We start from the raw sequence: 23,609 nt of genomic DNA on the forward strand, positions 1-23,609 counted from the left end.
CTGACCGGCGGGGTGTACGTCAACCAGACGGCCGCCTTCTCCGACTTCCACGGCTCGGGCGGCAACCCGGCGGCCAACGCGACCCTGTGCGACGGCGCCGCCGGCACCACCTGCGCCGGTTCCCGGCCCTGCGTCAGGACTCATCCGTAGACGAGGTACTCCCCGCGGACCCGCCGGAAGGCGCGCAGCTCCTCCTGCCACGCGGCCACGACCTCGTCGGCCGTCGCGCCCGCGTCGATCATCGTGCGCACCCGCGCGGACCCGGTGAGCTTGTCGATCCAGTTGTCGGGGCGCCAGGCGAAGCCGCTCCACACCGTCCTGGCGGTCACGAGCAGCGCGATCCCGGTGCGTACGGGGTCGTAGGCGGCCCAGTCGTGCACATGGATCTGCACGCCCCCGACGGTCTTCCCCTGGAACTTGGAGAACGCGGGCGCGAAGTACGCCTCCCTGAAGTGCGCCCCGGGCAGGCGCAGTCGCTCCACCTCGGCCGCCCACCGCCCGTCGATGCCCTCGGCGCCGAGCAGTTCGAAGGGTCGGGTGGTGCCGCGCCCCTCCGAGAGGTCGGTGCCCTCGAACAGACAGGTTCCCGAGTAGACCAGCGCGGTGTCGGGTGTCGGCATGTTGGGGCTCGGCGGCACCCAGGGCAGGCCGGCGGCGTCGTAGAAGTCCGACCGCTGCCAGCCCGTCATCAGGACGGTCTCCAGCGGGACCGGCGTGCTCAGGAACTCCCCGTTGAACAGCCGCGCCAGCTCCGCCACCGTCATACCGTGCGCCTGGGCGACCGGCTGCCGTCCCACGAAGCTCGCGAACTCCCGGTGCAGCACCGGTCCCTGGGCGTCCCGCCCGGTCACGGGATTGGGCCGGTCCAGGACCAGGAACCGCTTGCCCGCGCGCTGCGCCGCCTCCATGCAGTCGTACAGCGTCCAGATGTAGGTGTAGAAGCGGGCCCCGACATCCTGGATGTCGAAGACGACCGTGTCGACGCCGGACGCCGTGAAGACGTCCGCGAGCGCCTGTCCGCTCTTGCCGTAGGTGTCGTACACGGGCAGTCCGGTCGCCGGATCGTCGTAGCGGCCCTCCGAGCCGCCCGCCTGGGCGGTGCCGCGGAAACCGTGCTCGGGGCCGAAGACCGCGACCAGGTTCACCCGGCGGTCCGCGTGCATCACGTCGACGATGTGGCGCAGGTCCCGGGTCACACCGGTCGGATTGGTGACCACCCCGGCCCGTCGGCCGTCCAGCAACGCGTAGCCGTCCGCCGCCAGCCGTTCGAAACCGGTACGCAGGTGTCCGCCGCGCGCGTCGGCGGGCGCTGCGGACGCGGTGGGTGCCGAGAGCGACACGGCTGTCGCCGTGGTCGCGGTGAGCAGCCCCCGTCGGGACAGTGTCATGCGGTGACCTCCGTGATCGACGGAACTGTCATGCGCACGCGCCATCGGAAGAGGCCCTTCCCTCGTTACATACCGACTAGTTAGTCTGATGCTCGCAGCAGAGCCGAAGAGCCGGGCCGACTGCAGCAGGGCCGACTGCAGCAGAGCCCAGTCGCGTCGCGTCGAAGGAGACCGATGGTGGAAGCCGTGCAGGATGCGGGAGTGGTCGTCACCGGGGCGGGCGGCGGGATCGGGGCCGCCCTGGCCCGCCGCTTCGCTGCCGAGGGGGCGCGGGTCGTCGTCAACGATCTGGACGCCGGACGGGCGAAGGCCGTGGCCGACGAGATCGGCGGCATCGCGGTCCCGGGCGACGCCTCCGCGATCGTGGCCGAGGCGCGGGACGCCCTCGGCGGCACCGTCGACGTCTACTGCGCCAACGCGGGCGTCGGCTCCGGCGGCACCGAGGCCGCCGACGAGGAGGTGTGGGCGCAGGCCTGGGACGTCAACGTCATGGCGCACGTCCGCGCCGCCCGGGCCCTGCTGCCCGCCTGGCTGGAGCGCGGCGAGGGCCGGTTCGTCTCCACCGTCTCGGCCGCCGGACTGCTCACCATGATCGGCGCCGCCCCGTACAGCGTCACCAAGCACGGCGCCTACGCCTTCGCCGAGTGGCTCTCGCTGACCTACCGGCACCGTGGCCTCAAGGTCCACGCGATCTGCCCCCAGGGTGTGCGCACCGACATGCTGACCGCCTCCGGCAGCGCCGGCGAACTGGTGCTCGCCCCGACCGCGATCGACCCGGCGGACGTCGCCGACGCGCTCATCGAGGGCATCGCCAAGGACCGGTTCCTGATCCTGCCGCACCCCGAGGTCGCCGCGTACTACCAGGCGCGCGCCACCGAACCGGACCGCTGGCTGACGCAGATGAACCACCTCCAGCAGAAGTGGGAGTCCGCCCGGTGAGCACCTCCCGTTACGCCGCCAAGCCCTGGCTCGCCCTGCTCGACGACATCCAGCGCGCCCCCGTCCGCCCCGCCGACTCCCTGGTGCACGCCCTGCGCACGGTCCCCGGGGACCGTACCGCCCTCGCCTACTTCGACGGGCGCATCAGCTACGCGGAACTGAACGACCTCAGCGACTCGGTCGCCGGGCACCTCGCCGCCCGCGGCCTGGAGCCCGGGGACCGGGTCGCGATCATGCTCCAGAACTCCCCGCACTTCGTGATCGCCCTGCTGGGAGCCTGGAAGGCGGGCGCGACCGTCGTGCCCGTCAACCCGATGTACAAGTCGGGCGAGGTCACCCACGTCCTGAAGGACGCCGAGGTGAGCGCCCTGGTGTGCGCCGACCGCGCGTGGGAGGCGTATCTGCGTGACACGGCCGTGGGCTCGCCGGTCCGCATCGTCCTCACCGCCTGCGAGCTGGACCTCCAGACCCGGGGCGACGCGCGCGTGCTCACCTTCGAGCGGGCGGAGCCGGCCGCCGACGCGGACGACCTCGTGGCCGTCGCCCGGCAGGGCCACCCGGCGCCCGAGGGCCGCGACCCGGCCCCCACCGGCATCGCGCTGATCAGCTACACCTCCGGCACCAGCGGAACCCCCAAGGGCGCCACCAACACGCACGGCAACGTCATGTACAACGCCGAGCGGCAGCGGACCGGACTGGGACTGCCCGAGGTGCCGGTCTACTTCGCGCTGGCGCCCCTGTTCCACATCACCGGCATGGTGTGCGAACTGGCGGCCTGCCTCACCAGCGGGGGCACGCTCGTCCTCGCCTACCGGTTCGACCCGGGCGTCGTCCTCGACGCGTTCACCGAGCACCGGCCCCACTACACCGTGGGCCCGTCGACGGCCTTCATGGCGCTGGCCGCCCACCCGTCCGCCACCCCGGACCACTTCTCCTCCTTCACGGTCATCTCCTCCGGCGGAGCCCCGCTGCCGCCCGCCCTGGTGGAGACGTTCCGGGCCGGTTTCGGGCCGTACATCCGCAACGGCTACGGCCTCACCGAGTGCACCGCGCCCTGCGCCTCCGTGCCACCGGGCCGGGAGGCCCCCGTGGACCCCGTCTCCGGGACGCTGGCCGTCGGCGCACCGGGCCCCGACACGGTCGTCCGCATCGTCGACGACCAGGGGCGGGAGGTGCCGTTCGGCGAGCAGGGCGAGATCGTCGTCCGGGGGCCGCAGGTCGTGCCCGGCTACTGGGGGCGGCCCGACGCCACCGCCGAGACCTTCCCGGACGGGGAACTGCGCACCGGGGACATCGGCTTCATGGACGAGCGGGGCTGGCTGTACGTCGTCGACCGCAAGAAGGACATGATCAACGCGTCCGGCTTCAAGGTGTGGCCGCGCGAGGTCGAGGACGTCCTCTACACCCATCCGGCGGTGCGCGAGGCCGCCGTCGTCGGGGTGCAGGACGGCTACCGGGGGGAGACCGTGAAGGCGTACATCAGCCTCCGTCCGGGCGCCGAGACGGACCCGGACGCGCTCGCCGCGTACTGCCGGGAAAGACTGGCCGCCTACAAGTACCCGCGCCAGGTGGAGATCCTGCCGGACCTGCCGAAAACGACGAGTGGCAAGATCCTCCGTCGGGAACTGCGTTCCCGATCACAGACGATCCGGTAGACACCCGGTAGACATCGAGGAAAGGCAGGTGGCGGCAGTGCCCAGAACGACGGACGGGGACGGTATGCCCGTCCCGCAACGGCTGCTGGCCGCCGCCACCCGGCTCTTCGCCGACCAGGGGTACGACCGCACGTCCGTGCAGGAGATCGTCGAGGCGGCCGGCGTCACCAAGGGGGCGCTGTACCACTACTTCGGCTCCAAGGACGATCTGCTGCACGAGGTGTACGCGCGCGTGCTGCGCGTCCAGCAGGAGCGCCTCGACGCCTTCGCGAACGCCGACGCGCCGGTCGAGAAGCGGCTGCGGGACGCCGCCGCGGACGTCGTCGTCACCACGATCGAGAACCTCGACGACGCGATGATCTTCTTCCGGTCCATGCACCACCTGAGCCCGGAGAAGAACAAGCAGGTACGCGCCGAGCGGCGCCGCTACCACGAGCGGTTCCGCGCGCTGATCGAGGAGGGCCAGAAGGAGGGTGTGTTCTCCACCGCCACGCCCGCCGACCTCGTGGTCGACTACCACTTCGGCTCGGTGCACCACCTGTCGACCTGGTACCGCCCCGGCGGACCGCTCAGCCCCCAGCAGGTCGCCGACCACCTCGCGGACCTGCTGCTGCGGGCGCTGCGGCCCTGAGTCTGCGTGCGTGCGCGAGGGGCGGCCCTCTCCACGGCCGCCCCTCACGCGTGTCTCACACGTACTTCTTCAGCTCCCGGCGCGCCAGGGACCGCTGGTGCACCTCGTCCGGGCCGTCCGCGAGCCGCAGGGTGCGGGCCGCCGCCCACAGTTCCGCCAGCGGGAAGTCCTGGCTCACCCCGCCCGCGCCGTGCAACTGGACCGCCTTGTCGATGATGTCGACGACCGTGCGCGGGGTGGCGATCTTGATGGCCTGGATCTCGGTGTGGGCGCCCCGGTTGCCGACCGTGTCCATCATCCACGCGGTCTTCAGCACCAGCAGCCGCAGCTGCTCCACGGCCACGCGCGCGTCGGCGATCCAGTTGTGCACGACACCCTGCTGGGCCAGCGCCTTGCCGAACGCGGTACGGGAGACGGCCCGCCGGCACATCAGCTCGATCGCCCGCTCGGCCATGCCGATCAGCCGCATGCAGTGGTGGATACGGCCCGGACCGAGCCGCGCCTGCGCGATGGCGAAGCCGCCGCCCTCCTCGCCGATCAGGTGGGACACCGGCACGCGCGCGTGGTCGAAGACGACCTCGGCGTGGCCGCCGTGGGAGTGGTCCTCGTAGCCGTAGACCTGCATCGCGCGCTTGACGTGCACACCGGGGGTGTCGCGCGGGACCAGCACCATCGACTGCTGACGGCGGATGTCGGGTCCGTCCGGGTCCGTCTTGCCCATCACGATGAAGATCCTGCAGTCCGGGTTCATCGCCCCGGAGATGTACCACTTGCGGCCGGTGACGACGTACTGGTCGCCGTCCCGTTCGATGTGCGTGGTGATGTTGGTGGCGTCCGAGGAGGCCACCTCCGGCTCCGTCATCGCGAACGCCGACCGGATCTCCCCGGCGAGCAACGGCTCCAGCCACTGCTTCTTCTGCCGCTCGTCGCCGAACTGGGCGAGCACCTCCATGTTGCCCGTGTCGGGCGCCGCGCAGTTCAGCGCGGTGGGTGCGAGGTGCGGGGAACGGCCGGTGATCTCGGCGAGCGGGGCGTACTGGAGGTTGGTGAGCCCGGCGCCGTACTCGGCGTCCGGCAGGAACAGGTTCCACAGACCCTGCCGACGGGCCTCGGCCTTGAGCTCCTCGACGATCGCGGGGGTGTCCCAGGGCGAGGCGAGCTGTGCGCGCTGTTCCTCGGCGAGGGCCTCCGCCGGGTAGACGTGCTCGTCCATGAAGGTGAGCAGTTTGGCGCGCAGTTCCTCGGTGCGCGCGTCGAACGCGAAGTCCATGGCGGATCAGCCTTCCTGGAGGGTGGTCAGGCCGTGCTCGATGAAGACGGGCACCAGCTCGCCGATGCGGTCGAAGCCCCGTCCGACCGTCTGGCCGAGGGTGTAGCGGTAGTGGATGCCTTCGAGGATCACGGCGAGCTTGAACCAGGCGAAGGCCGTGTACCAGGAGACGGCGGTGAGGTCGCGCCCCGAGCGGGCGGCGTACCGCTCGATCAGCTCGGCCGGGTCCGGGTGTCCCGGGGCCGTGGCGGTCGTGGAGATGGGGGAGTCCGGCAGCCGCAGGGGCACGCTGTACATCACCAGCAGGCCGACGTCGGTGAGCGGGTCGCCGAGCGTGGACATCTCCCAGTCGAGGATGGCGGTGATCCGGTCGTCGTCGCCGAGCAGCACGTTGTCCAGGCGGTAGTCGCCGTGGATCACGGTGGGTGCGGGCGAGGCGGGCAGCGCGCGGCCGAGCGCCGCGTGCAGTTCGTCGATGCCGGGCAGCTCGCGGTTGCGGGAGGCGTCGAGCTGCTTGCCCCAGCGGCGCAGCTGCCGGTCCAGGAAGCCGTCGGGGCGGCCGAAGCCGGCGAGTCCCACCTCGCCGGGGTCCACCGCGTGCAGTTCCACCAGGGTGTCCACCAGGCCGAGGATCGCGTCCCGGGTCCGCTGGGGGCCGAGCGGGGCCAGTTGCTCCGCGGTGCGGTAGGGCGTGCCCTCGACGAAGTCCATCACATAGAACGGCGCGCCCAGGACCGAGTCGTCCTCGCACAGCAGCACCGGGCGCGGCACCGGGACCGCCGTCGGGTGCAGCGCGCTGATCACCCGGTGCTCGCGCTTCATGTCGTGCGCGGTGGCCAGGACATGTCCGAGCGGGGGGCGGCGGACGACCCACCGGGCGTTACCGTCCGTGACGGCGTACGTGAGGTTCGACCGCCCGCCCTCGATCAGCCGGCCGGTCAGGGGGCCGCTCACCAGGCCGGGCCGCTCGGCGTCGAGCAGGCCGCGCAACCGGTCGAGATCGAGACCTGGCGGGTGGTCTGGGCTCATGATGGCTCCTACGCGCGCGAGAACGGGACCTGCATCATGATGCCGACCGGTCGGTATGCCGTCCAGTATGCGGCGTGAACGTGATCGGCGCCACGCACGCGTCGTGGCGCCGACGGGCCGGGAGACGGCCCCCGGCGGCGATGCGCCGCCGCGCTCTCCAGCGTGGCGGGCCACCGTCTGTCCGCCGTTCACGACGGCCATGTCATGGAAGGCGGACAGACGGTCCAGGGGCCCTCAGGTCGGTGTCAGCCTGCCAGTCGGCAACGGGCTCGCGGTGGCCGGGGTGCCCCGTTCCGCCACGGAATTCCGCCCGCGGGCGTTCTTCGCGCGCGCTCAGAACACCAGTGCGGCCGCGCACAGCGCGAGGGCGGCCGTGCAGAGGGTCGCGGCGGTGGCGAGCCGGGGTGGGAGGCGGGGCGGGTCGCCGGCTTCCGCGGTGGACAGGGCATGGATGCGCCGATGGGCGACGACCAGGAAGCCGAGCCAGAGCAGCCCGCACAGGGTGACCACGGCCAAGCCGGCCGCCGTCCGGTCGTGCAGCGCCGTCTTCGCGGCCAGAACGGCGGCCACCGTGCACGACAGGGTGGTGCGGCGCCAGGCGAGGCGGGTGCGTTCCGGCTGGAGTCCCGGGTCGCGCTCCGGGGCCGGGACGCTCATCCTGCCCAGCCGAAGAGGACGATCACGACCATCGCGACCGCCACCACCGCGATGGCGATGCTCAGCAGTGCCGGGAACCGGGACGGGGGAAGGTCCTCGCCGCGCCGCATCGCCCGTTCGCAGCGCACCCAGTGGTTGACGGCACGCAGCGCGCTTAGGACTCCGGCGGCGAGCAGCCCCAGGGCGAGCCCGGCCCGCCAGGCCCAGCGCAGGCCCGGCAGGAACTGGTCCACGGCGAAGCCCCCGCCGATCAGCGCCAGCGCGGTGCGCAGCCAGGCCAGGAAGGTGCGCTCGTTGGCCAGTGAGAAGCGGTAGTCGGGTGTACGGCCTTCCTGCCGGATCTCCTGGGGCGCGAACCACAGCCGGACGTTCCGCACGAATTCGCTCACGTGCAGGACCCTACCGGTCCGCCCCCGGAGGATTCGGAGCGGCGGTGACGGGCACGGCCCGGGCCGCCCGCCGACGCGGGCGGGCGGGTCAGGCCATCGACCGGCGGTGCTCCTTGAGCCGGGCGTAGGCGGCCAGGCCGTCCGGGACCCACTCCCAGCCGGACAGCCGGCGCTCCACCTCCTCCTCCGGCAGGAAGGCGTGCCAGGCGACCTCCTCGGCCTGGGGGCTGACGGGCAGATCGCAGCGGACCTGGTAGACCGCGGACCACCAGGACCGTCCGGCGCCGTCGTCGTACAGGAACCTGAACAGCGGCTCGGGCCGGGGCAGCCCGCTGACGCCGAGTTCCTCCTCCGCCTCCCGCAGGGCGGCGTCGTCGTAGCTCTCGCCGGCGCCGACCACTCCGCCGACGAACATGTCGTACAGGGAGGGGAACACCAGCTTGGTGGGGGTGCGGCGATGGACGAAGACCCGCCCCTCGCCGTCCCGTGCCTGGATGAACACGCACCGGTGGCGCAGCCCGCGCGCGTACGCCTCACCGCGCGGCGACTGCCCGATGACCCTGTCGTTCTCGTCCACGATGTCGAGGAGTTCGTCAGCGGCACTCATGGGCCCATCCAAACAGCCGGAACCGCCGGCCGCCCGGCCGGGCCCGGCACCCGGCGCCGTCCCACCCCGGGCGCGCGGCCGAAGCACCGCCGGGGCCTCACCCCGGCTGAAGGTCTCTCTCCCGTTCCGGCTCCGCCGTCCCCCGGGGCATCGCCGGGTGCAGGCCGAGCAGCACGATGCCGAAGACGATCCCCGCGAGCCCCGCCGCCTCCCAGGCCAGCGCGCCGGTGTCGGTGTGCAGCCGGTCGCCGAGAAAGCCCACCCCGCACACGATCCCGGCCAGCGGCTGGGCGGCGGTCAACGCCGGCAGGGACATCCGCAGCGGAGCCGTCTCGAACGCGCTCTGCACCAGGATCAGCCCCGTCACCCCGAGCACCAGCACACCGTAGGGCTGCCAGCCCGTGATGAACTCCGTCCAGCCGCCCGCCGTGAGCCGCTGTCCGCTGACCCGGGTCAGCGCGTCCTGCACGCCGTACAGCAGTCCCGCCGCCAGGCCGAGCAGCACCGGCCCGATGATCAGCCGCGACTTCTTCGCATACGTCGTCAGCAGCAGCGCCAGGCCCACCATGACACCGATGATCAGCCAGTGCCGCAGGGGATCCGTGACCGCGACGCCCGCGCCGGGGCGGCCCGCCACGATGAACGCCGTGACACCACCGGCGAGCAGCCCGAGCCCCGCCCATCCCTGGCGGCCCAGCGGCTGCCTGGTCTGCCGGCGGGACTCGGCCAGCGCGAACAGCAGGTTCGTGGCGACGAGCGGCTCGACCAGGGAGATCTCGCCGTGCGCCAGCGCGACGGCGCTGAGGGCCATGCCGACCACCATCAGGCCGATACCGCCGAGCCAGCGGGGCATCTTCATCAGGTCCAGCAGCAGCCGGGGGGAGAGGAAGTCGCTCAACGGCGCCCGCTGTGCGGCGTTCTGCTGCAGCACGAACCCGGTGCCGAGGCAGAAGGCCGCGCTCACGGCGAGGGCGAGAACCAGTACCGACACGCTGTACCTCGATGATTCAGCGGGGCCACGGGATGCGTATCACGCCGACTGTAACGCCCCGGGCGGGGGCCCGCCCCTGCTTGGCCGCATCCGGGCAGGGCCCGCCCGTGGGTGACGGCCCGCGCGGAAGCGTGCGGACGGCGCCGCGTACCCGGAAACGGGCGGTTGACGCCGTCACTCCTCCTGCCGAAGGATCTGACCCGTCGGTAACCCCAAACCGACTGGTCGTCACGGCGAGAGGAACGGGCCCATGGCCTACGACGCTGATGTCATCGTGATCGGGGCGGGCCTCGCCGGGCTCACCGCGACCGCGGAACTGGTGGACGCGGGGCGGAAGGTGATCCTGCTGGACCAGGAGCCCGAGCAGTCGATGGGCGGCCAGGCGTTCTGGTCCTTCGGCGGCCTCTTCCTCGTCGACTCGCCGGAGCAGCGCCGGCTGCGGATCAAGGACAGCCACGCCCTGGCCCTGCAGGACTGGATGGGCACTGCCGCCTTCGACCGCCCCGAGGACCACTGGCCGCGCAAGTGGGCGCACGCGTACGTCGACTTCGCGGCCGGTGAGAAGCGGGCCTGGCTGCACCGGCAGGGCGTCCGTTTCTTCCCCGTGGTCGGCTGGGCCGAGCGCGGCGGGTACGACGCCACCGGCCACGGCAACTCCGTCCCCCGCTTCCACATCACCTGGGGGACCGGCCCCGGGGTGATCGCACCGTTCGTACGGCGGGTGCGGGCCGGCGTCGCGCGCGGACTCGTCCAGCTGAGGTTCCGTCACCGGGTCACCGGCCTCTCGCGCAGCGCGGGCGCGGTCGACACCGTCACCGGGGAGGTCCTGGAACCCTCGGACGCGGCGCGGGGCAAGGCCAGCAGCCGCACGGTCACCGGGGCCTTCGAGTTCCGGGCGCAGGCGGTGGTCATCACCTCGGGCGGCATCGGCGGCAACCACGACCTGGTCCGCGCCAACTGGCCGAAGCGGCTCGGGGGCCCGCCGGAGCGGATGGTCTCCGGCGTGCCCGCGCACGTCGACGGAAAGATGCTCGGCGTCGCCGAGGGGGCGGGCGCCCGCCTGATCAACCGCGACCGCATGTGGCACTACACCGAGGGCCTGAACAACTGGAACCCCGTCTGGGAGAACCACGGCATCCGCATCCTGCCGGGCCCGTCCTCCCTCTGGCTCGACGCCCGCGGCCGGCGCCTGCCCGTCCCGCTCTTCCCCGGCTTCGACACCCTCGGCACCCTCGAACACATCATGCGGACCGGGTACGACCACACGTGGTTCGTGCTCGACCAGAAGATCATCGGTAAGGAGTTCGCGCTGTCCGGCTCCGAGCAGAACCCCGACCTGACCGGCAAGTCGGTCCGGGACGTGCTCGGACGGGCCCGCGCGGATGTGCCCGGGCCGGTCAGGGCGTTCATGGAGCACGGTGCCGACTTCGTCGTGGAGAAGGACCTGGGGGCGCTGGTGCGCGGCATGAACGCGCTCACCGAGGAGCCGCTCATCGACGAGGCCGAACTGCGCCACGAGATCGTCGCGCGCGACCGGGAGATCCTGAACCCCTTCACCAAGGACCTCCAGGTGACGGCGATCCGCGGGGCGCGCCGCTTCCTCGGCGACCGGCTGATCCGCACGGCCGCCCCGCACCGCATCCTCGACCCCGCGGCGGGCCCGCTGATCGCGGTGCGGCTGAACATCCTCACCCGCAAGACGCTCGGCGGTCTGGAGACCGATCTCTCCTCCCGGGTGCTGACGGAGGGCGGCGACCCGCTCGCGGGGGTGTACGCGGCCGGGGAGGCGGCGGGCTTCGGCGGGGGCGGGGTGCACGGTTACCGCTCCCTCGAGGGCACCTTCCTCGGCGGCTGCCTGTTCTCGGGGCGCACGGCCGGACGCGCGGCGGCCAGGGCGATCGGGTAGGGGGCGTTTTCCGAGAACGGGGTGAGAAGAGATGACGGAATCGTGACGTGCACCCGTCCCCCCTGGCCCCGAGGGGGTGCGGGGTGCTCGAATCAGTGTGTGAACCCTGAACGACCCGAAGAGCGGGACACACCGGAGCCCGCGGACCGGGAGCCACCCGAGCCCCCCGCGACCGGCACCCCGATCGGCCGCCGGGTCCTCCTCGCGACCCTGGGACTCGGCGCGCTCGGTGTCGTCGCCGCGCCCACGCTCCAGCGCGGCCTGGAAGGCTTCCTCGGCAGTGTCTCCGGCAAGGACCCGACGGGCCTGACCGGCCTGCTGCCCAACGGGGGCGGCTTCCGCTACTACTCCGTGACGGCGTCCGTGCCCGACCGGAACGAGACCGACTACCGCCTCACCGTCGACGGCCTGGTCGACCGCCCGAAGACCTACACGCTCGCCGACCTGCGGGCCCTGCCCCAGACCCGACTGGTGCACGACGTCCAGTGCGTCACGGGCTGGCGGGTGCCGAAGACACCGTTCGAAGGAGTGCGGCTCGCCACCCTCCTCGAGGCCGCGGGCGTCCGCTCCGTGGCCGGCGCCGTCCGCTTCACCTGCTTCGACGGGGCCTACACCGAGAGCCTCACCCTCGACCAAGCACGCCGCGACGACGTCCTGGTCGCCCTGCGGATGCAGGACAAGCCGGTCACTCACGACCATGGCGGCCCGGTGCGGCTGTATGTGGCGCCCATGTACTTCTACAAGTCCGCCAAATGGCTCTCCGGCATCACCCTCACCCAGGACGTGCGTCCCGGGTACTGGGAGGACCGGGGGTACGACGTCGACGCCTGGGTCGGCCGGTCGAACGGACGGGACGATGCCCCCACGAGTTGACGCCGCACATCCCCCTGTCTCCGCCCCGGCCCGGGTACGGCGTTTCACCCGCGCGGCGCGCTGGGTGCACCGGATGACGGCCGCGCTGATGGGCGTCTGCGTGGTCACCGCGGCCTGTCTGTACCTCCCCGCGTTCGCGGAGCTGGTGGGCCGCCGCGAACTGGTGGTCCGTGTCCACGAGTGGGCCGGGCTGATGCTTCCGGTCCCCGTCCTGGCGGGCCTGGTCTCCCGTGCCTTCCGCGCGGACCTCGGTCACCTCAACCGCTGGGGGCCGCACGACCGGGTCTGGCTGCGCGCGGCCCTGCGCCGGGACCGGCGCCGCGCGTCCCGCCCCGCGGGCAAGTTCAACGCGGGCCAGAAGACGTACGCGGCCTGGATCGCGGGCGCCACACTGGTGATGCTCGGCACGGGACTGCTGATGTGGTTCACCCACCTCGCCCCGCTGGTGTGGCGCACCTCGGCGACGTTCGTCCACGACTGGCTCGCCCTGACGATCGGTGTGGTCCTCGCCGGCCACATCGGCATGGCACTCGGGGACCCGGAGGCACGCAGGGGCCTGCGGACGGGGCTGGTCAGCCGGGCGTGGGCGGAACGGGAGCATCCGCTGTGGCGGCGATAGCCGCCACCAGACGGGCCAGCCCGTCCTGACCGTGCCCGTCCACGACGGCCCGCTCGGCGGCCCGCCGGGCCGCCGTCAGCGCCCCGACGTTCAGGCCGTGCGCCGCCGAGGCCTCCACCAGCCGGGTGAGCGTCGTCGCCGCCGAGGCGATCGTGGAGCGCTCTCCGGGGAAGCGGCCGGTGCGCAGTTGCTCGGCCCACCGCGGCAGCATCTCGGTCAGCAGACCGCTGATGCCGACGGCGAGCGGCGCCAGGTCCCCGGGCGCGATGCCCTCGGCGGAGGCGAGGGCGAAGGCGTGCGCGGCACCGTGCACGGAGAGGGCGAACAGATCGAGCAGCGCCAGCTCGTAGGCCGCGGCACGCCCCGGGTCGGCACCGAGGTACCTCCCGGTTCCGCCCAGGGCCGCCAGCGTCCTTGCCACCGCCTCGTACGCCTGTCCCGTCCCGCTGTAGAGGACCACCGCGGCCGGGGTGCCGATCGCCGGAGTCGGGGTGAGGATCGCGCCGTTCAGGTAGCGGATGCCATGGCCCTGGGCCCAGTCGGCGAGGGCGCGGGCCTGCGCGGGCTCCGCACTGGTGAGGTTGACCAGCGTGCGGCCCGCCCAGCCGGTGGCCGGCAGCACGGCCCGTACGGCGTCGTAGTCCATCTCCGAGATCGTGCCCTGCGTCGAGGACGACACGGTCGTCCTCGCGGGCAAGTGCCCCGAGCTCCTCGGCGGACTCGCGCAGGAGCGCGCCCGGATCACGGCGGCGATCGACGACCTGACCGCCGCCCGTGACATCCTGGGCTCCCTGGTGGGGCGCCCGCTGTAGCGGGCCGCCGGCTCCGTCGGTCCCGGGGCGTCAGATCACGAGGGACAGCAGGAGCACCAGTGCGCCGGCGATCACCGAGATGATCGTCTCCATGACGGACCAGGACTTGACGGTCTGTCCGACGCTCAGCCCGAAGTACTCCTTCACCAGCCAGAAGCCGGCGTCGTTGACATGGCTGAAGAACAGCGAGCCGGCGCCGATGGCCAGAACCAGCAGGGCGGTGTGGGTGGTCGACATGTCGGCCGCCAGCGGCGCGACCAGACCGGCCGCCGAGACGGTCGCCACGGTCGCGGAACCGGTCGCGAGCCGGATCGCCACCGCGATCAGCCAGGCCAGCAGCAGGGCGGGGATCGACCAGTTCTTGGATATGTCCAGGACCATCTGGCCCACGCCGCAGTCGATCAGCGTCTGCTTGAAGCCGCCGCCCGCGCCCACGATGAGCAGGATGCCGGCGATCGGGGCGAGCCCCGTGTCGACGGTCCGCGCGATCCGCTCCTTGCTGAAACCGGCCGGGCGGCCCAGCGTGAAGATGCCGACGATCACGGCGGCGAGCAGGGCGACCAGCGGGGAGCCGATCACGTCGAAGACGCGCTGCACCATCTTCGTCGGGTCGTCCACCACGATGTCGACCAGCGCCTTGGACAGCATCAGGACGACCGGGAGCAGCATGGTGGCCAGCGTGGCGCCGAAGCCGGGACGATTCTCGAGCTCCTCGGAGGCCCGGGGCGGGAGCATCCGCTCCGGGACCGGGGCGTCCACCCAGCGGGCCGCGACCTTCGAGAACAGCGGGCCCGCGATGATCACCGTCGGGACGGCGACCAGCACACCGAGCGCCAGCGTCACGCCGAGGTTGGCCTTGACGGCGTCGATCGCGACCAGCGGCCCCGGGTGCGGCGGGATCAGACCGTGCATCACGGACAGGCCCGCGAGTGCCGGGATGCCGATCCGCATCAGGGAGTAGTTGCCGCGCTTGGCGACCATCAGGACGACGGGGATCAGCAGCACGATGCCGACCTCGAAGAACAGCGGCAGACCGATCATCGCGGCGATCAGCACCATCGCCCACGGCATCGCGCGGCCCTTCGCCCGGGCGAGGATCGTGTCCACGATCTGGTCCGCGCCGCCGGAGTCGGCGAGCAGCTTGCCGAGGATCGCGCCCAGGGCGATCAGGACGCCCACACCGGCGACGGTCGAGCCGAGCCCGGTGGTGAAGCTGGTGATGGCCTTGTCGAGCGGTGCCCCGGCGAACGCGCCGAGCGCGAGCGAGCCGATGGTCAGCGCCAGGAAGGCGTGAAGCTTGAACTTGGTGATGAGCAGGACGATGACGGCGATGCCCGCCACCGCCGCGATGCCGAGTTGAGCGTGGTCCGCCGACGTGATGGGCGCGACGGTGTCCGCTGCCAGCATCTCGACACTGAGTCTGGTCACGGGGGTCCCTTGGGTGAGGAGAGGAGCTTTCGGTTTCTGGTGGGGGAGGGCCTGTGAGGCCGCGCCCTGGTGCGAGCGGCGTCCGGGGGCCGGGGGTTACCGCGAGGGCTGGGCGGAGGACCGTTCGAGGCCGCGCAGCGCGTCCATGGCGCGGGCGGTGATCTCCTCGGGACTGCCCGAGACGTCCACCGCCACTCCCGGCTCGTCCGGCTCCAGCGGCTGGAGCGTGGCGAACTGGGAGTCCAGCAGCGCGGTGGGCATGAAGTGCCCGTGCCGGTGCGCCATCCGGTCCTCGATGAGCTTCCGGTCGCCGGTGAGGTGCACGAAGACGACGCCGGGAGCGGCGGCCCGCAGCCGGTCGCGGTAGGCCCGCTTCAGCGCCGAGCTGCTGACCACCCCGCCGAGCCCCGCCCGCCCGTGCGCCCAGGCGCCGATGGCGTCCAGCCAGGGCCACCGGTCCTCGTCCGTGAGCGGAACACCGGCCGACATCTTGGCGATGTTGGCCGGGGGGTGGAAGTCGTCGCCCTCGGCGTACGGAACGCCGAGCCGGGCCGCAAGCAGGGGGCCGATCGTGGTCTTGCCCGTGCCCGCGACGCCCATGACCACGACCACGTGGGGGGTGCGCACTTGCTGCATCGTGCTCTCGCTGTCTTCGTCGACATCTGATGTCGAGGTCACTGAAACCGATTAGGTACGACTAATTCAAGAGTGTGTGACAAATAAATCTGACCTTTTCTTCCCGTGAGCCGCCCCGTACGCTGAGTACATGACCACTCCGGGCCGGGGGCTGCACGGCCGTGTACTGGACACCCTCGGCCCCGCGATCACCGCGGGCGAGTACCCGCCGGGCAGCGTGCTGCGTACCGACGAACTCGCCCAGCACTACGAGGTCTCCAGGTCCGTGATGCGCGAGGCGGTCCGGGTCCTGGAGTCGATGCACCTGGTGGAGTCCCGCCGAAGGGTGGGCGTGACGGTCCAGCCCAAGGCCGCGTGGAACGTCTACGATCCCCAGGTCATCCGGTGGCGCCTGGCCGGCGCCGACCGCCCGCACCAGCTGCGCTCGCTGACCGTGCTGCGGTCGGCGATCGAACCGGTGGCCGCGGGACTGGTCGCCCGCAACGCCACGTCCGAGCAGTGCGCCGAGCTGACCGAGTGCGCCCTGGGCATGGTCGCGAACTCACGCGGCCACCAGCTGGCGGGATACCTGTTCCACGATGTGGCCTTCCACCGGACGATCCTGACCGCGTCCGGCAACGAGATGTTCGCCCGCCTCGGCGATGTCGTCGCGGAGGTCCTCTCGGGCCGCACCCACCACGACGTGATGTTCGAGGACCCCGACCCGGCCGCGGTCACCCTGCATGTGCAGGTCGCGGAGGCGGTCCGGGAGGGCGACGCGGCCCGCGCGGAGCTGCTGACCCGCGAGATCACCGTCGGCGCCCTGCACGAGCTGGACATCCTCGCGCCCTAGGCGCCCGCCTCGATCGTCCGGTGCTCCGGGCCGCCGCCCGCTCAGCCGTCCGGCGCCTGCCTCAGTCGAGGACGTCCCCGTCGACGTACACCCAGGCCCCGTCCACCCGTTCGAACCGGCTGCGTTCGTGCAGGGTGCCGCCCCGGTAGGAGGCGCGGAAGGTCACCGTTCCCGTGGAGTGGAACGCGGACCCGCCCGTCGTCCGAAGGACCTCCAGTCCCGTCCAGCGCATCCCGCGGTCGAGGCCGAGCCGCTCGGGCCGGGTGCGCGGATGCCAGGTCCGCAGCAGATACCCCGGGTCCCCCTGGACGAACGCGCTGTACCGCGACCGCATGAGCGCCTCGGCGGTCGGCGCCGCCGCGGTACCCGCGTGGAAACGGCCGCAGCACTTCTCGTACGCCTCGGGCAGCCCGCACGGGCAGGAACGCGTGGTCATGACCGCCATTGTGCCCGGTCGGGCGCGGCGCCCCGCGGGGCGGGCGGACCGGCAGGGCGAGGCGGCCGGGCGGCCGGGGTTTCGGTTCCGCTTGCGTGCGCGCCCGCCCCATCGGAGTCACAGTGGAAGAAGGTCGTGTGCGCCCTGTGCGGCGCCGCACCGCACCGGTGTGAGGAGGTACGGAAGATGACGTCGACCCGAGCCGCCCGCAGCCGCCCTCCGACCGCCAAGGAGTGGAGCCTGCGCCTCTACCTCTCCGAACACGACCCCGCCACCACGGCCCGGGTCGTCCTGGACACCGGTGACAACCTGCTGGAGAGCTGTGCCGCGGCGCACCGCAACCCCTACGACCTGGCGGTGCCCGAGATCGGGGACGAACTCGCCGCCGGACGCGCGCTGATCGCGCTGGGCCGGAAACTGCTGCGTGCCGCCGCGGGAGACATCGAGGAAGCCGGAGCGCCGGAGGAAGCCCCACCGGCCCCGCTGTGGCTGCCCCGGGAGTGAGGAGGCCGAGCCGTGCTCTTCATGGATCGCCAGGAAGCGGGCCGGCAACTGGGCGCACGCCTTGCGTATCTCAGGGGCCGGAACGCGGTCGTACTGGGTCTGCCCAGAGGAGGGGTTCCCGTCGCCTTCGAGGTCGCACAGGCGATCGGCGCGCCGCTCGACGTCTGCCTGGTCCGCAAGCTCGGCGTGCCGTTCCAGCCCGAGCTGGGGATGGGGGCGATCGGCGAGGACGGCGTGCGCGTGATCAACGACGCGGTGGTGCGCGAGGCACGCGTCACCCGGGAGGAACTCGCCCAGGTCGAGGAACACGAACGGGAGGTCCTCGAACAGCGGGGCCGGCGCTACCGCGGCACGTACGAGCCCGTCTCCGTCGAGGGCCGGACCGTGGTCGTGGTCGACGACGGCGTGGCCACCGGGTCGACCGCCCGCGCGGCCTGCCGGATCGCCCGGGTCCGGGGCGCCGAGCGGATCGTGCTGGCGGTCCCCGTCGCTCCGAGCGACTGGACCGAACGGCTGGGCGGGGAGGCCGACGAACTGGTGTCCGTGGCGACGCCACGGGACTTCTACGCGATCGGCCAGTTCTACGCCGACTTCGCCCAGACCGACGACGAGGAGGTCGCCGACTGCCTGAGGCGGGCGGCCGGCCTCCCCGCGCCGACCGCCGGCGAAGAGGGGCCCCCGGGGACGGAGGTCGAGATCACCGCCGGTGCCGTGCGGCTCAAGGGGCGGCTGACCGTGCCCGAGGGAGCGCCCGGGATCGTCGTGTTCGCGCACGGCAGCGGCAGCAGCCGGCACAGCCCGCGCAACCAGTTCGTGGCCGCGGGCCTGAACCGGGCCGGACTCGGCACCCTGCTGTTCGACCTGCTCACCGAGGAGGAGGAGCAGGACCGGGCCAATGTGTTCGACACCGGCCTGCTGGCCGGACGGCTGACCGACGCCACCGGCTGGCTGCGCACCCGGCCCGGGTACGAGGCCCCGGCCGTCGGCTACTTCGGCGCCAGCACCGGCGCCGCCGCCGCCCTGTGGGCCGCCGCGGAGCCGGAGGCACGGATCGCCGCGGTGGTCTCCCGCGGCGGCCGCCCCGACCTCGCCGGGCCCCGCCTTGCGGCGGTGACCGCCCCCACGCTGCTCATCGTCGGCGGCGCCGACCCCATCGTGCTCGACCTCAACCGACAGGCACAGGTCCGGCTGCGCTGCGAGAACCACCTCTCCATCGTCCCCGGCGCCACCCACCTGTTCGAGGAGCCCGGCACCCTGGAGGTGGTGACCGACCTGGCCCGCGACTGGTTCACCGACCACATGGCTCCGGCCCACGTGTAGCGGCCTCGCCCGCCCGCCAAGGGGTCGCCCCGGGCGGCCCCTCGACCCCCGCCCGCGACCGCCTTAGCGTGGGAGGGTGGACGAGGGCGAGGGCGTGGTCACGCTGTTCCTCGGCGGTGATGTCATGCTCGGCCGGGGCGTCGACCAGATCCTCCCGCACCCCGGTGATCCGGCGCTGCGGGAGGCGTACGTCCACGACGCCCGGGACTACGTCGCCCTGGCCGAGGCGGTGAACGGGCCGATTCCCCGGCCGTCCGGCTTCCGCCGCCCCTGGGGCGAGGCCCTGCCGGTCCTGGACGAGGCCGCACCCGACGTCCGGGTGGTCAATCTGGAGACCTCCGTCACCCGCCACGACGACTTCGCGCCGGGCAAGGGCGTCCACTACCGCATGACTCCGGCCAATCTGCCCTGTCTGGCGGCGGCCCGCCCGGACGTCTGCGCCCTGGCCAACAACCATGTACTGGACTTCGGCCGCCGAGGCCTCGCCGAGACCCTCGACGCCCTGGCGGGCGCGGGACTGCGCACGGCGGGGGCGGGCCGTGACGCGGAAGCGGCCCGCCGGCCGGCGGCCGTGCCGCTGCGCGGCGGCGGACGGGTGCTGGTCTTCTCCTTCGGCATGCCCTCCAGCGGGATCCCCGAGCACTGGGCCGCCGCCGGGGAGCGGTCCGGCGTCGACCTCCTGCCCGGTCCCTCGATGACCTCCGCCGCGGCGTTCGCCGACCGGCTGCGCCGGCACAAACGCCCGGGAGACCTCGCCGTCGCGTCCGTCCACTGGGGAACCAACTGGGGTTACGAGGTCTCCCGCGCCCAGGTGCGGTTCGCGCACGCGCTCGTCGACGCGGGCGTGGACATCGTGCACGGGCACTCCTCGCACCACCCGCGCCCCCTGGAGGCGTACCGCGACCGGCTCGTCCTGTACGGCTGCGGTGACCTCGTGGACGACTACGAGGGCATCGGCGGCTACCAGCGCTACCGGGACGACCTGAGGCTGCTGTACCTGGTCTCGGTCGAGCCGGACACCGGCAGGCTGGCCGGTGTGCGGATGGTGCCCCTGCAGTCGCGCCGGATGCGGCTGGAGCACGCCACGGCCGAGGACGCCGCATGGCTGCGGGCAGCCCTCGACGGATGCAGCCGTGCTCTGGGCACCCGCGTCGCCCTCGACTCCGACGGCACGCTCACCTTCCGCTCCCCGCCCGCCGGGACGTGAGCCCGTGCGGCGAACGCGGCACGTCTCCTCCTGACCTGCCCTTGGCGAGGAACCGGCGCAGCCGGCGCAGCGGCCACGTGTTGATGACGTCGTCCGGGGTGAGCCAGCCGCGCTGCGCGGTGCCGATGCCGAAGCGCAGCTGGGCCAGGTGCGGGACGGAGTGGGCGTCGGTGTTCACGGCGAACTTCGCGCCGTGTTCCCGGGCGCGCAGGATGTCCTCGTCGCCCAGGTCGAGCCGGTCGGGCTGGGCGTTGACCTCCAGCGCGGTGCCGGTGCGGGCGCAGACCGCGAACACCTCGTCCCAGTCGGCGTCGACCCCCGGCCGTCTGCCGATCAGGCGGGTGGTCGGATGGCCGATCACATTGACGTACGGGTTCTCGCACGCCCGGACGAGCCGCCTCGTCATCGCCTTCCGGTCCAGGTCGAAGTGGGAGTGCAGGGAGGCCACGCAGAGGTCGAAGCCCGCGAGGAAGTCGTCGGGCCAGTCCACCTCCCCCTCGGGGCCGATGTTCAGCTCGGTGCCGTGCAGCAGCCGCATTCCGTGATGGACGCCGTCCAGCGCCCGCAGCCGCTCCCGCTGGGCGAGCATCTTCTCGTCCGTCATGCGCTGCATGTACAGGCGGGGCGCGTGGTCGGTGACCGCGTAGTACGCGTAGCCGCGCTCGGCGGCGGCCTCCACCATCGTCTCCAGTGACGCGAGGCCATCGGTGAGGTCGGTGTGGGTGTGCAGATCACCGCGTACGCTCCGCTCGGTCACCACCTCGGGCAGCTCGCCGCGCACCGCCGCCTCGATCTCCCCGCGGTCCTCACGCAGCGTCGGGGGGATCCACGGCAGGCCGAGCCGGGCGTAGACCTCCTCCTCCGTACGGGAGGCGACCGACTGGCCGCTGTCCACGTCGAAGAGACCGTATTCGGACAGTTTCAGCCCCTGCCGGACGGCGATGGTGCGGGTACGGATGTTGTGCGCCTTCGACCCGGTGAAGTACTGCAGCCCGGCCCCCCACGACTCCGGCGGCAGGACCCTCAGGTCGACCTGGACACCCTTGGTGGTGCGGATCGACGTCTTCTTCGCGCCCTGGGCGATCACCTCGGCGGTGGACGGCAGCGCGCACAGGGCGTCCATGAAGGGGGCGGACCGCTTCGCCGCGACCAGGACGTCGATGTCCCCGATGGTCTCCCTCATCCGGCGCAGGGACCCGGCGTAGGCGCAGCGCTTGCAGCCGGTCACGCCGGACAGCTCGGCGACGATCTCCTCGGCCGTGTCGACGGCCAGGTGCAGCGGGATGCGGCCGCCCGCCTGCTGGAGCAGGGCGATGCCGTGCAGGATGTTCTCCTGCGTCTTCGCGCCGAAGCCCTTCAGATCGCGCAGCGCGTCCGCGTCGATCGCGGCGGCCAGCTCGCTCACCGACGCGATGTGCAGGTCCTCGTAGAGCCGCATCGCCTTCTTCGGGCCCAGGGTGGGGATGGTGATGAGTTCCCGCACCCCGGCGGGGATCCTCGCCCGGCGTTCCTCGACCGCGGAGACGGTGCCGGTACGCAGATACTCGAGCACCTTCTCGGCGATCGACCTGCCCACGTTCGGTATGCCGCGCAGCCCGTCGGCGTCCAGCCGGGAGATGTCGTCGGGGTATCCGCCGATGGCACGCGCGGCCTTCTCGTAGGCGCGCGCCTTGAACGCGTCGCCCGCGGTGATCGCGATGAGGTCCGCGTACTCCTGGAGGAGCGCCTCGACCTCGTCGTTCGGCCGGGCCACATCTCAGAGTCTAGGAACGGTCGTGCCGCGCGGGCCAGCCAGGGTGCGACGGCCCCGCAAACACGAACGGCGCCGACCTGATCCAGGCCGACACCGTCCTTCATGTGTCCGAGGGGGGACTTGAACCCCCACGCCCGATAAAGGGCACTAGCACCTCAAGCTAGCGCGTCTGCCATTCCGCCACCCGGACAAGGTGTCTGTCGCGCAGAGCTTCCCCCGCGGCGACGAAGGAAACATTACCAGGCTTTCGGGGGCGTTCGATCACACCCCGTCCCGGCGTGAACGGTGCGTGACGGACCGGACAGGGCCTTGGGGCGCGGCGGGGGTCGGAGAGAGGATGAGGGGACCACCAGCAGTGCAGTGACAGCGGGAGGAAACAGCGTGACCGAGACGGGCACGGTCAGGAGCGTCACCGGCGAGGACGAGGTTGTGGACCTCTGCCGTGAGCTGATCCGGATCGACACCAGCAACTACGGCGACCACTCCGGCCCCGGCGAGCGCAGGGCCGCCGAATACGTCGCCGGGAAACTGGCCGAGGTGGGGCTCGAACCGCAGATCTTCGAGTCGCACCAGGGCCGCGCCTCCACGGTGGCCCGTATCGAGGGCGAGGACCCCTCGCGGCCCGCGCTGCTGATCCACGGCCACACCGACGTCGTACCGGCCAACGCGCAGGACTGGACGCACGATCCGTTCTCCGGCGAGATCGCCGACGGGTGTGTGTGGGGGCGCGGCGCGGTCGACATGAAGGACATGGACGCCATGACGCTGGCGGTCGTCCGGGACCGGCTGCGCAGCGGGCGCCGGCCACCGCGCGACATCGTCCTCGCCTTCCTCGCGGACGAGGAGGCCGGCGGCACGTACGGCGCCCGGTACCTCGTCGACCACCACCCCGGTCTCTTCGAGGGGGTGACCGAGGCGATCAGCGAGGTGGGCGGGTTCTCGTTCACCGTGAACGAGCAGCGGCGGCTGTATCTGATCCAGACGGCCGAGAAGGGCATGCACTGGATGAAGCTGACCGTGGCCGGCACGGCCGGGCACGGATCGATGATCCACCGGGACAACGCGATCACCGAGCTCTCCGAGGCGGTCGCGCGGCTCGGGCGGCACAGGTTCCCGGTGCGGGTCACCAAGACCACCCGGGCCTTCCTCGACGAGCTCGGCGACGCGCTCGGCACCGAACTCGACCCGGAGGACATGGAGTCGACCCTCGCCAAGCTCGGGGGCATCGCCAAGCTCATCGGCGCGACCCTGAGCAACACGGCCAATCCGACGCAGCTGAACGCCGGTTACAAGGTGAACGTCATCCCCGGCGAGGCCACGGCCCATGTCGACGGGCGCTTCCTGCCGGGCCACGAGGAGGAGTTCCTCGCCGACCTCGACCGGATCCTCGGTCCCCATGTGCGACGGGAGGACGTGCACTCCGACAAGGCCGTCGAGACGACCTTCGACGGGGCGCTCGTGGAGGCGATGCAGTCCGCGCTCCAGGCCGAGGACCCGGGGGCGAAGGCGATCCCGTACATGCTCTCCGGCGGGACGGACGCCAAGTCCTTCGACGAACTGGGCATCCGTGGCTTCGGCTTCGCGCCCCTGAAGCTGCCGCCGGAGCTGGACTTCGCGGGCATGTTCCACGGCGTCGACGAGCGGGTTCCGGTGGACGCCCTGAAGTTCGGCGTGCGAGTGCTGGACCGGTTCATCGACGCGTCCTGACCACGCCCGACTCCCTTGAT

The 23,609-nt window shown here is 72.3% G+C and carries 24 protein-coding genes and 1 tRNA gene; 12 read left to right on the forward strand and 13 right to left on the reverse strand.

Annotated elements, in window-relative coordinates; genetic code table 11:
• Nucleotides 1-140: 140 nt before the first annotated feature.
• Nucleotides 141-1,388 (reverse strand): exo-beta-N-acetylmuramidase NamZ family protein, encoded by a 1,248-nt coding sequence (locus ACWD5Q_RS16815; protein WP_451427751.1) that lies wholly within the window; start codon nt 1,386-1,388, stop codon nt 141-143.
• Nucleotides 1,389-1,562: 174 nt separating this feature from the next.
• Here ACWD5Q_RS16815 and ACWD5Q_RS16820 point away from each other — a divergent pair, with 174 nt between their 5' ends.
• From ACWD5Q_RS16820 to ACWD5Q_RS16830, 3 genes are read left to right on the forward strand one after another with little or no spacing between them, the layout of a single operon-like run.
• Nucleotides 1,563-2,327, forward strand: a complete 765-nt coding sequence (locus ACWD5Q_RS16820; RefSeq protein ID WP_451427752.1) for an SDR family oxidoreductase — start codon at nt 1,563-1,565, stop codon at nt 2,325-2,327.
• On the forward strand, nt 2,324-3,982 hold the full coding sequence (locus tag ACWD5Q_RS16825) for a class I adenylate-forming enzyme family protein (RefSeq protein WP_451427753.1): 1,659 nt from the start codon (nt 2,324-2,326) through the stop codon (nt 3,980-3,982). The genes ACWD5Q_RS16820 and ACWD5Q_RS16825 overlap by 4 nt, the downstream gene beginning before the upstream one ends.
• Nucleotides 3,983-4,019: 37 nt before the next feature.
• Nucleotides 4,020-4,613, forward strand: coding sequence for a TetR/AcrR family transcriptional regulator (locus ACWD5Q_RS16830; protein ID WP_451427754.1), 594 nt, complete (start codon nt 4,020-4,022; stop codon nt 4,611-4,613).
• A gap of 55 nt (nt 4,614-4,668) precedes the next feature.
• On the opposite strand, the gene ACWD5Q_RS16835 is transcribed toward ACWD5Q_RS16830, so the two are convergent.
• From ACWD5Q_RS16835 to ACWD5Q_RS16860, 6 genes are all read right to left on the reverse strand, one after another.
• Nucleotides 4,669-5,883 (reverse strand): acyl-CoA dehydrogenase family protein, encoded by a 1,215-nt coding sequence (locus tag ACWD5Q_RS16835; protein ID WP_451427755.1) that lies wholly within the window; start codon nt 5,881-5,883, stop codon nt 4,669-4,671.
• A gap of 6 nt (nt 5,884-5,889) precedes the next feature.
• Nucleotides 5,890-6,912: a phosphotransferase family protein gene (locus ACWD5Q_RS16840; RefSeq protein ID WP_451427756.1), complete on the reverse strand. Its 1,023-nt coding sequence runs from the start codon at nt 6,910-6,912 to the stop codon at nt 5,890-5,892.
• A 333-nt stretch (nt 6,913-7,245) separates the two neighbouring features.
• Nucleotides 7,246-7,569: a DUF202 domain-containing protein gene (locus ACWD5Q_RS16845; RefSeq protein WP_451427757.1), complete on the reverse strand. Its 324-nt coding sequence runs from the start codon at nt 7,567-7,569 to the stop codon at nt 7,246-7,248.
• On the reverse strand, nt 7,566-7,958 hold the full coding sequence (locus ACWD5Q_RS16850; RefSeq protein WP_451427758.1) for a YidH family protein: 393 nt from the start codon (nt 7,956-7,958) through the stop codon (nt 7,566-7,568). The genes ACWD5Q_RS16845 and ACWD5Q_RS16850 overlap by 4 nt, the downstream gene beginning before the upstream one ends.
• An 88-nt stretch (nt 7,959-8,046) precedes the next feature.
• A complete protein-coding gene (locus ACWD5Q_RS16855; protein WP_451427759.1) occupies nt 8,047-8,565 on the reverse strand; it encodes an NUDIX hydrolase in 519 nt (172 codons plus the stop codon).
• A gap of 97 nt (nt 8,566-8,662) precedes the next feature.
• Complete coding sequence (locus ACWD5Q_RS16860; RefSeq protein WP_451427760.1) at nt 8,663-9,556, reverse strand: DMT family transporter; 894 nt, start codon at nt 9,554-9,556, stop codon at nt 8,663-8,665.
• Between the two features lie 250 nt (nt 9,557-9,806).
• Between ACWD5Q_RS16860 and ACWD5Q_RS16865 the strand changes: the two genes are divergently transcribed.
• The 3 genes from ACWD5Q_RS16865 (at nt 9,807) to ACWD5Q_RS16875 (ending at nt 12,954) form a co-directional block, all read left to right on the forward strand.
• On the forward strand, nt 9,807-11,462 hold the full coding sequence (locus ACWD5Q_RS16865; protein ID WP_451427761.1) for an FAD-binding dehydrogenase: 1,656 nt from the start codon (nt 9,807-9,809) through the stop codon (nt 11,460-11,462).
• Nucleotides 11,463-11,561: 99 nt separating this feature from the next.
• Nucleotides 11,562-12,335 carry a molybdopterin-dependent oxidoreductase gene (locus tag ACWD5Q_RS16870; RefSeq protein WP_451427762.1) on the forward strand — a complete coding sequence of 258 codons (774 nt, stop codon included), beginning with the start codon at nt 11,562-11,564 and terminating at the stop codon, nt 12,333-12,335.
• Nucleotides 12,319-12,954, forward strand: coding sequence for a cytochrome b/b6 domain-containing protein (locus tag ACWD5Q_RS16875; protein ID WP_451427763.1), 636 nt, complete (start codon nt 12,319-12,321; stop codon nt 12,952-12,954). Before ACWD5Q_RS16870 ends, ACWD5Q_RS16875 begins: the two co-directional genes overlap by 17 nt.
• Here ACWD5Q_RS16875 and ACWD5Q_RS16880 read toward each other — a convergent pair.
• Entirely contained in the window at nt 12,908-13,600 is a 693-nt protein-coding gene (locus ACWD5Q_RS16880) for an imine reductase family protein (RefSeq protein ID WP_451427764.1), read from the reverse strand. The genes ACWD5Q_RS16875 and ACWD5Q_RS16880 overlap by 47 nt on opposite strands.
• Nucleotides 13,601-13,610: 10 nt before the next feature.
• Between ACWD5Q_RS16880 and ACWD5Q_RS16885 the strand changes: the two genes are divergently transcribed.
• On the forward strand, nt 13,611-13,766 hold the full coding sequence (locus ACWD5Q_RS16885; protein WP_451427765.1) for a hypothetical protein: 156 nt from the start codon (nt 13,611-13,613) through the stop codon (nt 13,764-13,766).
• Between the two features lie 30 nt (nt 13,767-13,796).
• Here ACWD5Q_RS16885 and ACWD5Q_RS16890 read toward each other — a convergent pair whose 3' ends face one another.
• Nucleotides 13,797-15,194, reverse strand: coding sequence for a GntP family permease (locus tag ACWD5Q_RS16890; protein WP_451427766.1), 1,398 nt, complete (start codon nt 15,192-15,194; stop codon nt 13,797-13,799).
• A gap of 96 nt (nt 15,195-15,290) precedes the next feature.
• Nucleotides 15,291-15,830, reverse strand: coding sequence for a gluconokinase (locus tag ACWD5Q_RS16895; RefSeq protein ID WP_451427843.1), 540 nt, complete (start codon nt 15,828-15,830; stop codon nt 15,291-15,293).
• A gap of 130 nt (nt 15,831-15,960) precedes the next feature.
• Here ACWD5Q_RS16895 and ACWD5Q_RS16900 point away from each other — a divergent pair, with 130 nt between their 5' ends.
• Entirely contained in the window at nt 15,961-16,662 is a 702-nt protein-coding gene (locus ACWD5Q_RS16900) for a FadR/GntR family transcriptional regulator (protein WP_451427767.1), read from the forward strand.
• A gap of 61 nt (nt 16,663-16,723) precedes the next feature.
• On the opposite strand, the gene ACWD5Q_RS16905 is transcribed toward ACWD5Q_RS16900, so the two are convergent.
• Nucleotides 16,724-17,098, reverse strand: a complete 375-nt coding sequence (locus tag ACWD5Q_RS16905; protein WP_451427768.1) for a YchJ family protein — start codon at nt 17,096-17,098, stop codon at nt 16,724-16,726.
• Nucleotides 17,099-17,284: 186 nt separating this feature from the next.
• On the opposite strand from ACWD5Q_RS16905, the gene ACWD5Q_RS16910 reads away from it, so the two are divergent.
• The 3 genes from ACWD5Q_RS16910 to ACWD5Q_RS16920 all read left to right on the forward strand — a co-directional run bounded on the left by ACWD5Q_RS16910 (nt 17,285) and on the right by ACWD5Q_RS16920 (nt 20,129).
• The gene (locus tag ACWD5Q_RS16910) at nt 17,285-17,602 is read left to right on the forward strand and encodes a dsRBD fold-containing protein (protein WP_451427769.1); all 318 of its coding nucleotides are present in this window, start codon (nt 17,285-17,287) and stop codon (nt 17,600-17,602) included.
• A 12-nt stretch (nt 17,603-17,614) separates the two neighbouring features.
• Nucleotides 17,615-18,922: a phosphoribosyltransferase family protein gene (locus ACWD5Q_RS16915; RefSeq protein ID WP_451427770.1), complete on the forward strand. Its 1,308-nt coding sequence runs from the start codon at nt 17,615-17,617 to the stop codon at nt 18,920-18,922.
• Nucleotides 18,923-18,998: 76 nt separating this feature from the next.
• Nucleotides 18,999-20,129 carry a CapA family protein gene (locus tag ACWD5Q_RS16920; protein WP_451427771.1) on the forward strand — a complete coding sequence of 377 codons (1,131 nt, stop codon included), beginning with the start codon at nt 18,999-19,001 and terminating at the stop codon, nt 20,127-20,129.
• Here ACWD5Q_RS16920 and polX read toward each other — a convergent pair.
• Together polX and ACWD5Q_RS16930 are read right to left on the reverse strand one after the other, a co-directional pair.
• Entirely contained in the window at nt 20,098-21,882 is a 1,785-nt protein-coding gene (gene polX / locus ACWD5Q_RS16925) for a DNA polymerase/3'-5' exonuclease PolX (RefSeq protein ID WP_451427772.1), read from the reverse strand. The genes ACWD5Q_RS16920 and polX overlap by 32 nt on opposite strands.
• 105 nt (nt 21,883-21,987) lie before the next feature.
• A tRNA-Leu gene (locus ACWD5Q_RS16930) sits at nt 21,988-22,072 on the reverse strand.
• A gap of 191 nt (nt 22,073-22,263) precedes the next feature.
• On the opposite strand from ACWD5Q_RS16930, the gene ACWD5Q_RS16935 reads away from it, so the two are divergent.
• Nucleotides 22,264-23,589 carry a M20/M25/M40 family metallo-hydrolase gene (locus ACWD5Q_RS16935; RefSeq protein ID WP_451427773.1) on the forward strand — a complete coding sequence of 442 codons (1,326 nt, stop codon included), beginning with the start codon at nt 22,264-22,266 and terminating at the stop codon, nt 23,587-23,589.
• Nucleotides 23,590-23,609 lie beyond the last annotated feature (20 nt).

This window comes from Streptomyces sp. NPDC002513 (assembly GCF_053595355.1).

What these genes read in the sequence shown, in the direction of transcription:
- ACWD5Q_RS16910 (WP_451427769.1), top strand. Translation starts at nt 17,285, where the DNA reads ATGACGTCGACCCGAGCCGCCCGCAGCCGCCCTCCGACCGCCAAGGAG.
- ACWD5Q_RS16820 (WP_451427752.1), top strand. Translation starts at nt 1,563, where the DNA reads ATGGTGGAAGCCGTGCAGGATGCGGGAGTGGTCGTCACCGGGGCGGGC.
- ACWD5Q_RS16840 (WP_451427756.1), bottom strand. Translation starts at nt 6,912, where the DNA reads ATGAGCCCAGACCACCCGCCAGGTCTCGATCTCGACCGGTTGCGCGGC.
- ACWD5Q_RS16865 (WP_451427761.1), top strand. Translation starts at nt 9,807, where the DNA reads ATGGCCTACGACGCTGATGTCATCGTGATCGGGGCGGGCCTCGCCGGG.
- ACWD5Q_RS16880 (WP_451427764.1), bottom strand. Translation starts at nt 13,600, where the DNA reads ATGGACTACGACGCCGTACGGGCCGTGCTGCCGGCCACCGGCTGGGCG.
- ACWD5Q_RS16875 (WP_451427763.1), top strand. Translation starts at nt 12,319, where the DNA reads ATGCCCCCACGAGTTGACGCCGCACATCCCCCTGTCTCCGCCCCGGCC.
- ACWD5Q_RS16895 (WP_451427843.1), bottom strand. Translation starts at nt 15,830, where the DNA reads ATGCAGCAAGTGCGCACCCCCCACGTGGTCGTGGTCATGGGCGTCGCG.
- ACWD5Q_RS16900 (WP_451427767.1), top strand. Translation starts at nt 15,961, where the DNA reads ATGACCACTCCGGGCCGGGGGCTGCACGGCCGTGTACTGGACACCCTC.
- ACWD5Q_RS16845 (WP_451427757.1), bottom strand. Translation starts at nt 7,569, where the DNA reads ATGAGCGTCCCGGCCCCGGAGCGCGACCCGGGACTCCAGCCGGAACGC.
- ACWD5Q_RS16855 (WP_451427759.1), bottom strand. Translation starts at nt 8,565, where the DNA reads ATGAGTGCCGCTGACGAACTCCTCGACATCGTGGACGAGAACGACAGG.
- ACWD5Q_RS16815 (WP_451427751.1), bottom strand. Translation starts at nt 1,388, where the DNA reads ATGACACTGTCCCGACGGGGGCTGCTCACCGCGACCACGGCGACAGCC.
- ACWD5Q_RS16905 (WP_451427768.1), bottom strand. Translation starts at nt 17,098, where the DNA reads ATGACCACGCGTTCCTGCCCGTGCGGGCTGCCCGAGGCGTACGAGAAG.
- ACWD5Q_RS16835 (WP_451427755.1), bottom strand. Translation starts at nt 5,883, where the DNA reads ATGGACTTCGCGTTCGACGCGCGCACCGAGGAACTGCGCGCCAAACTG.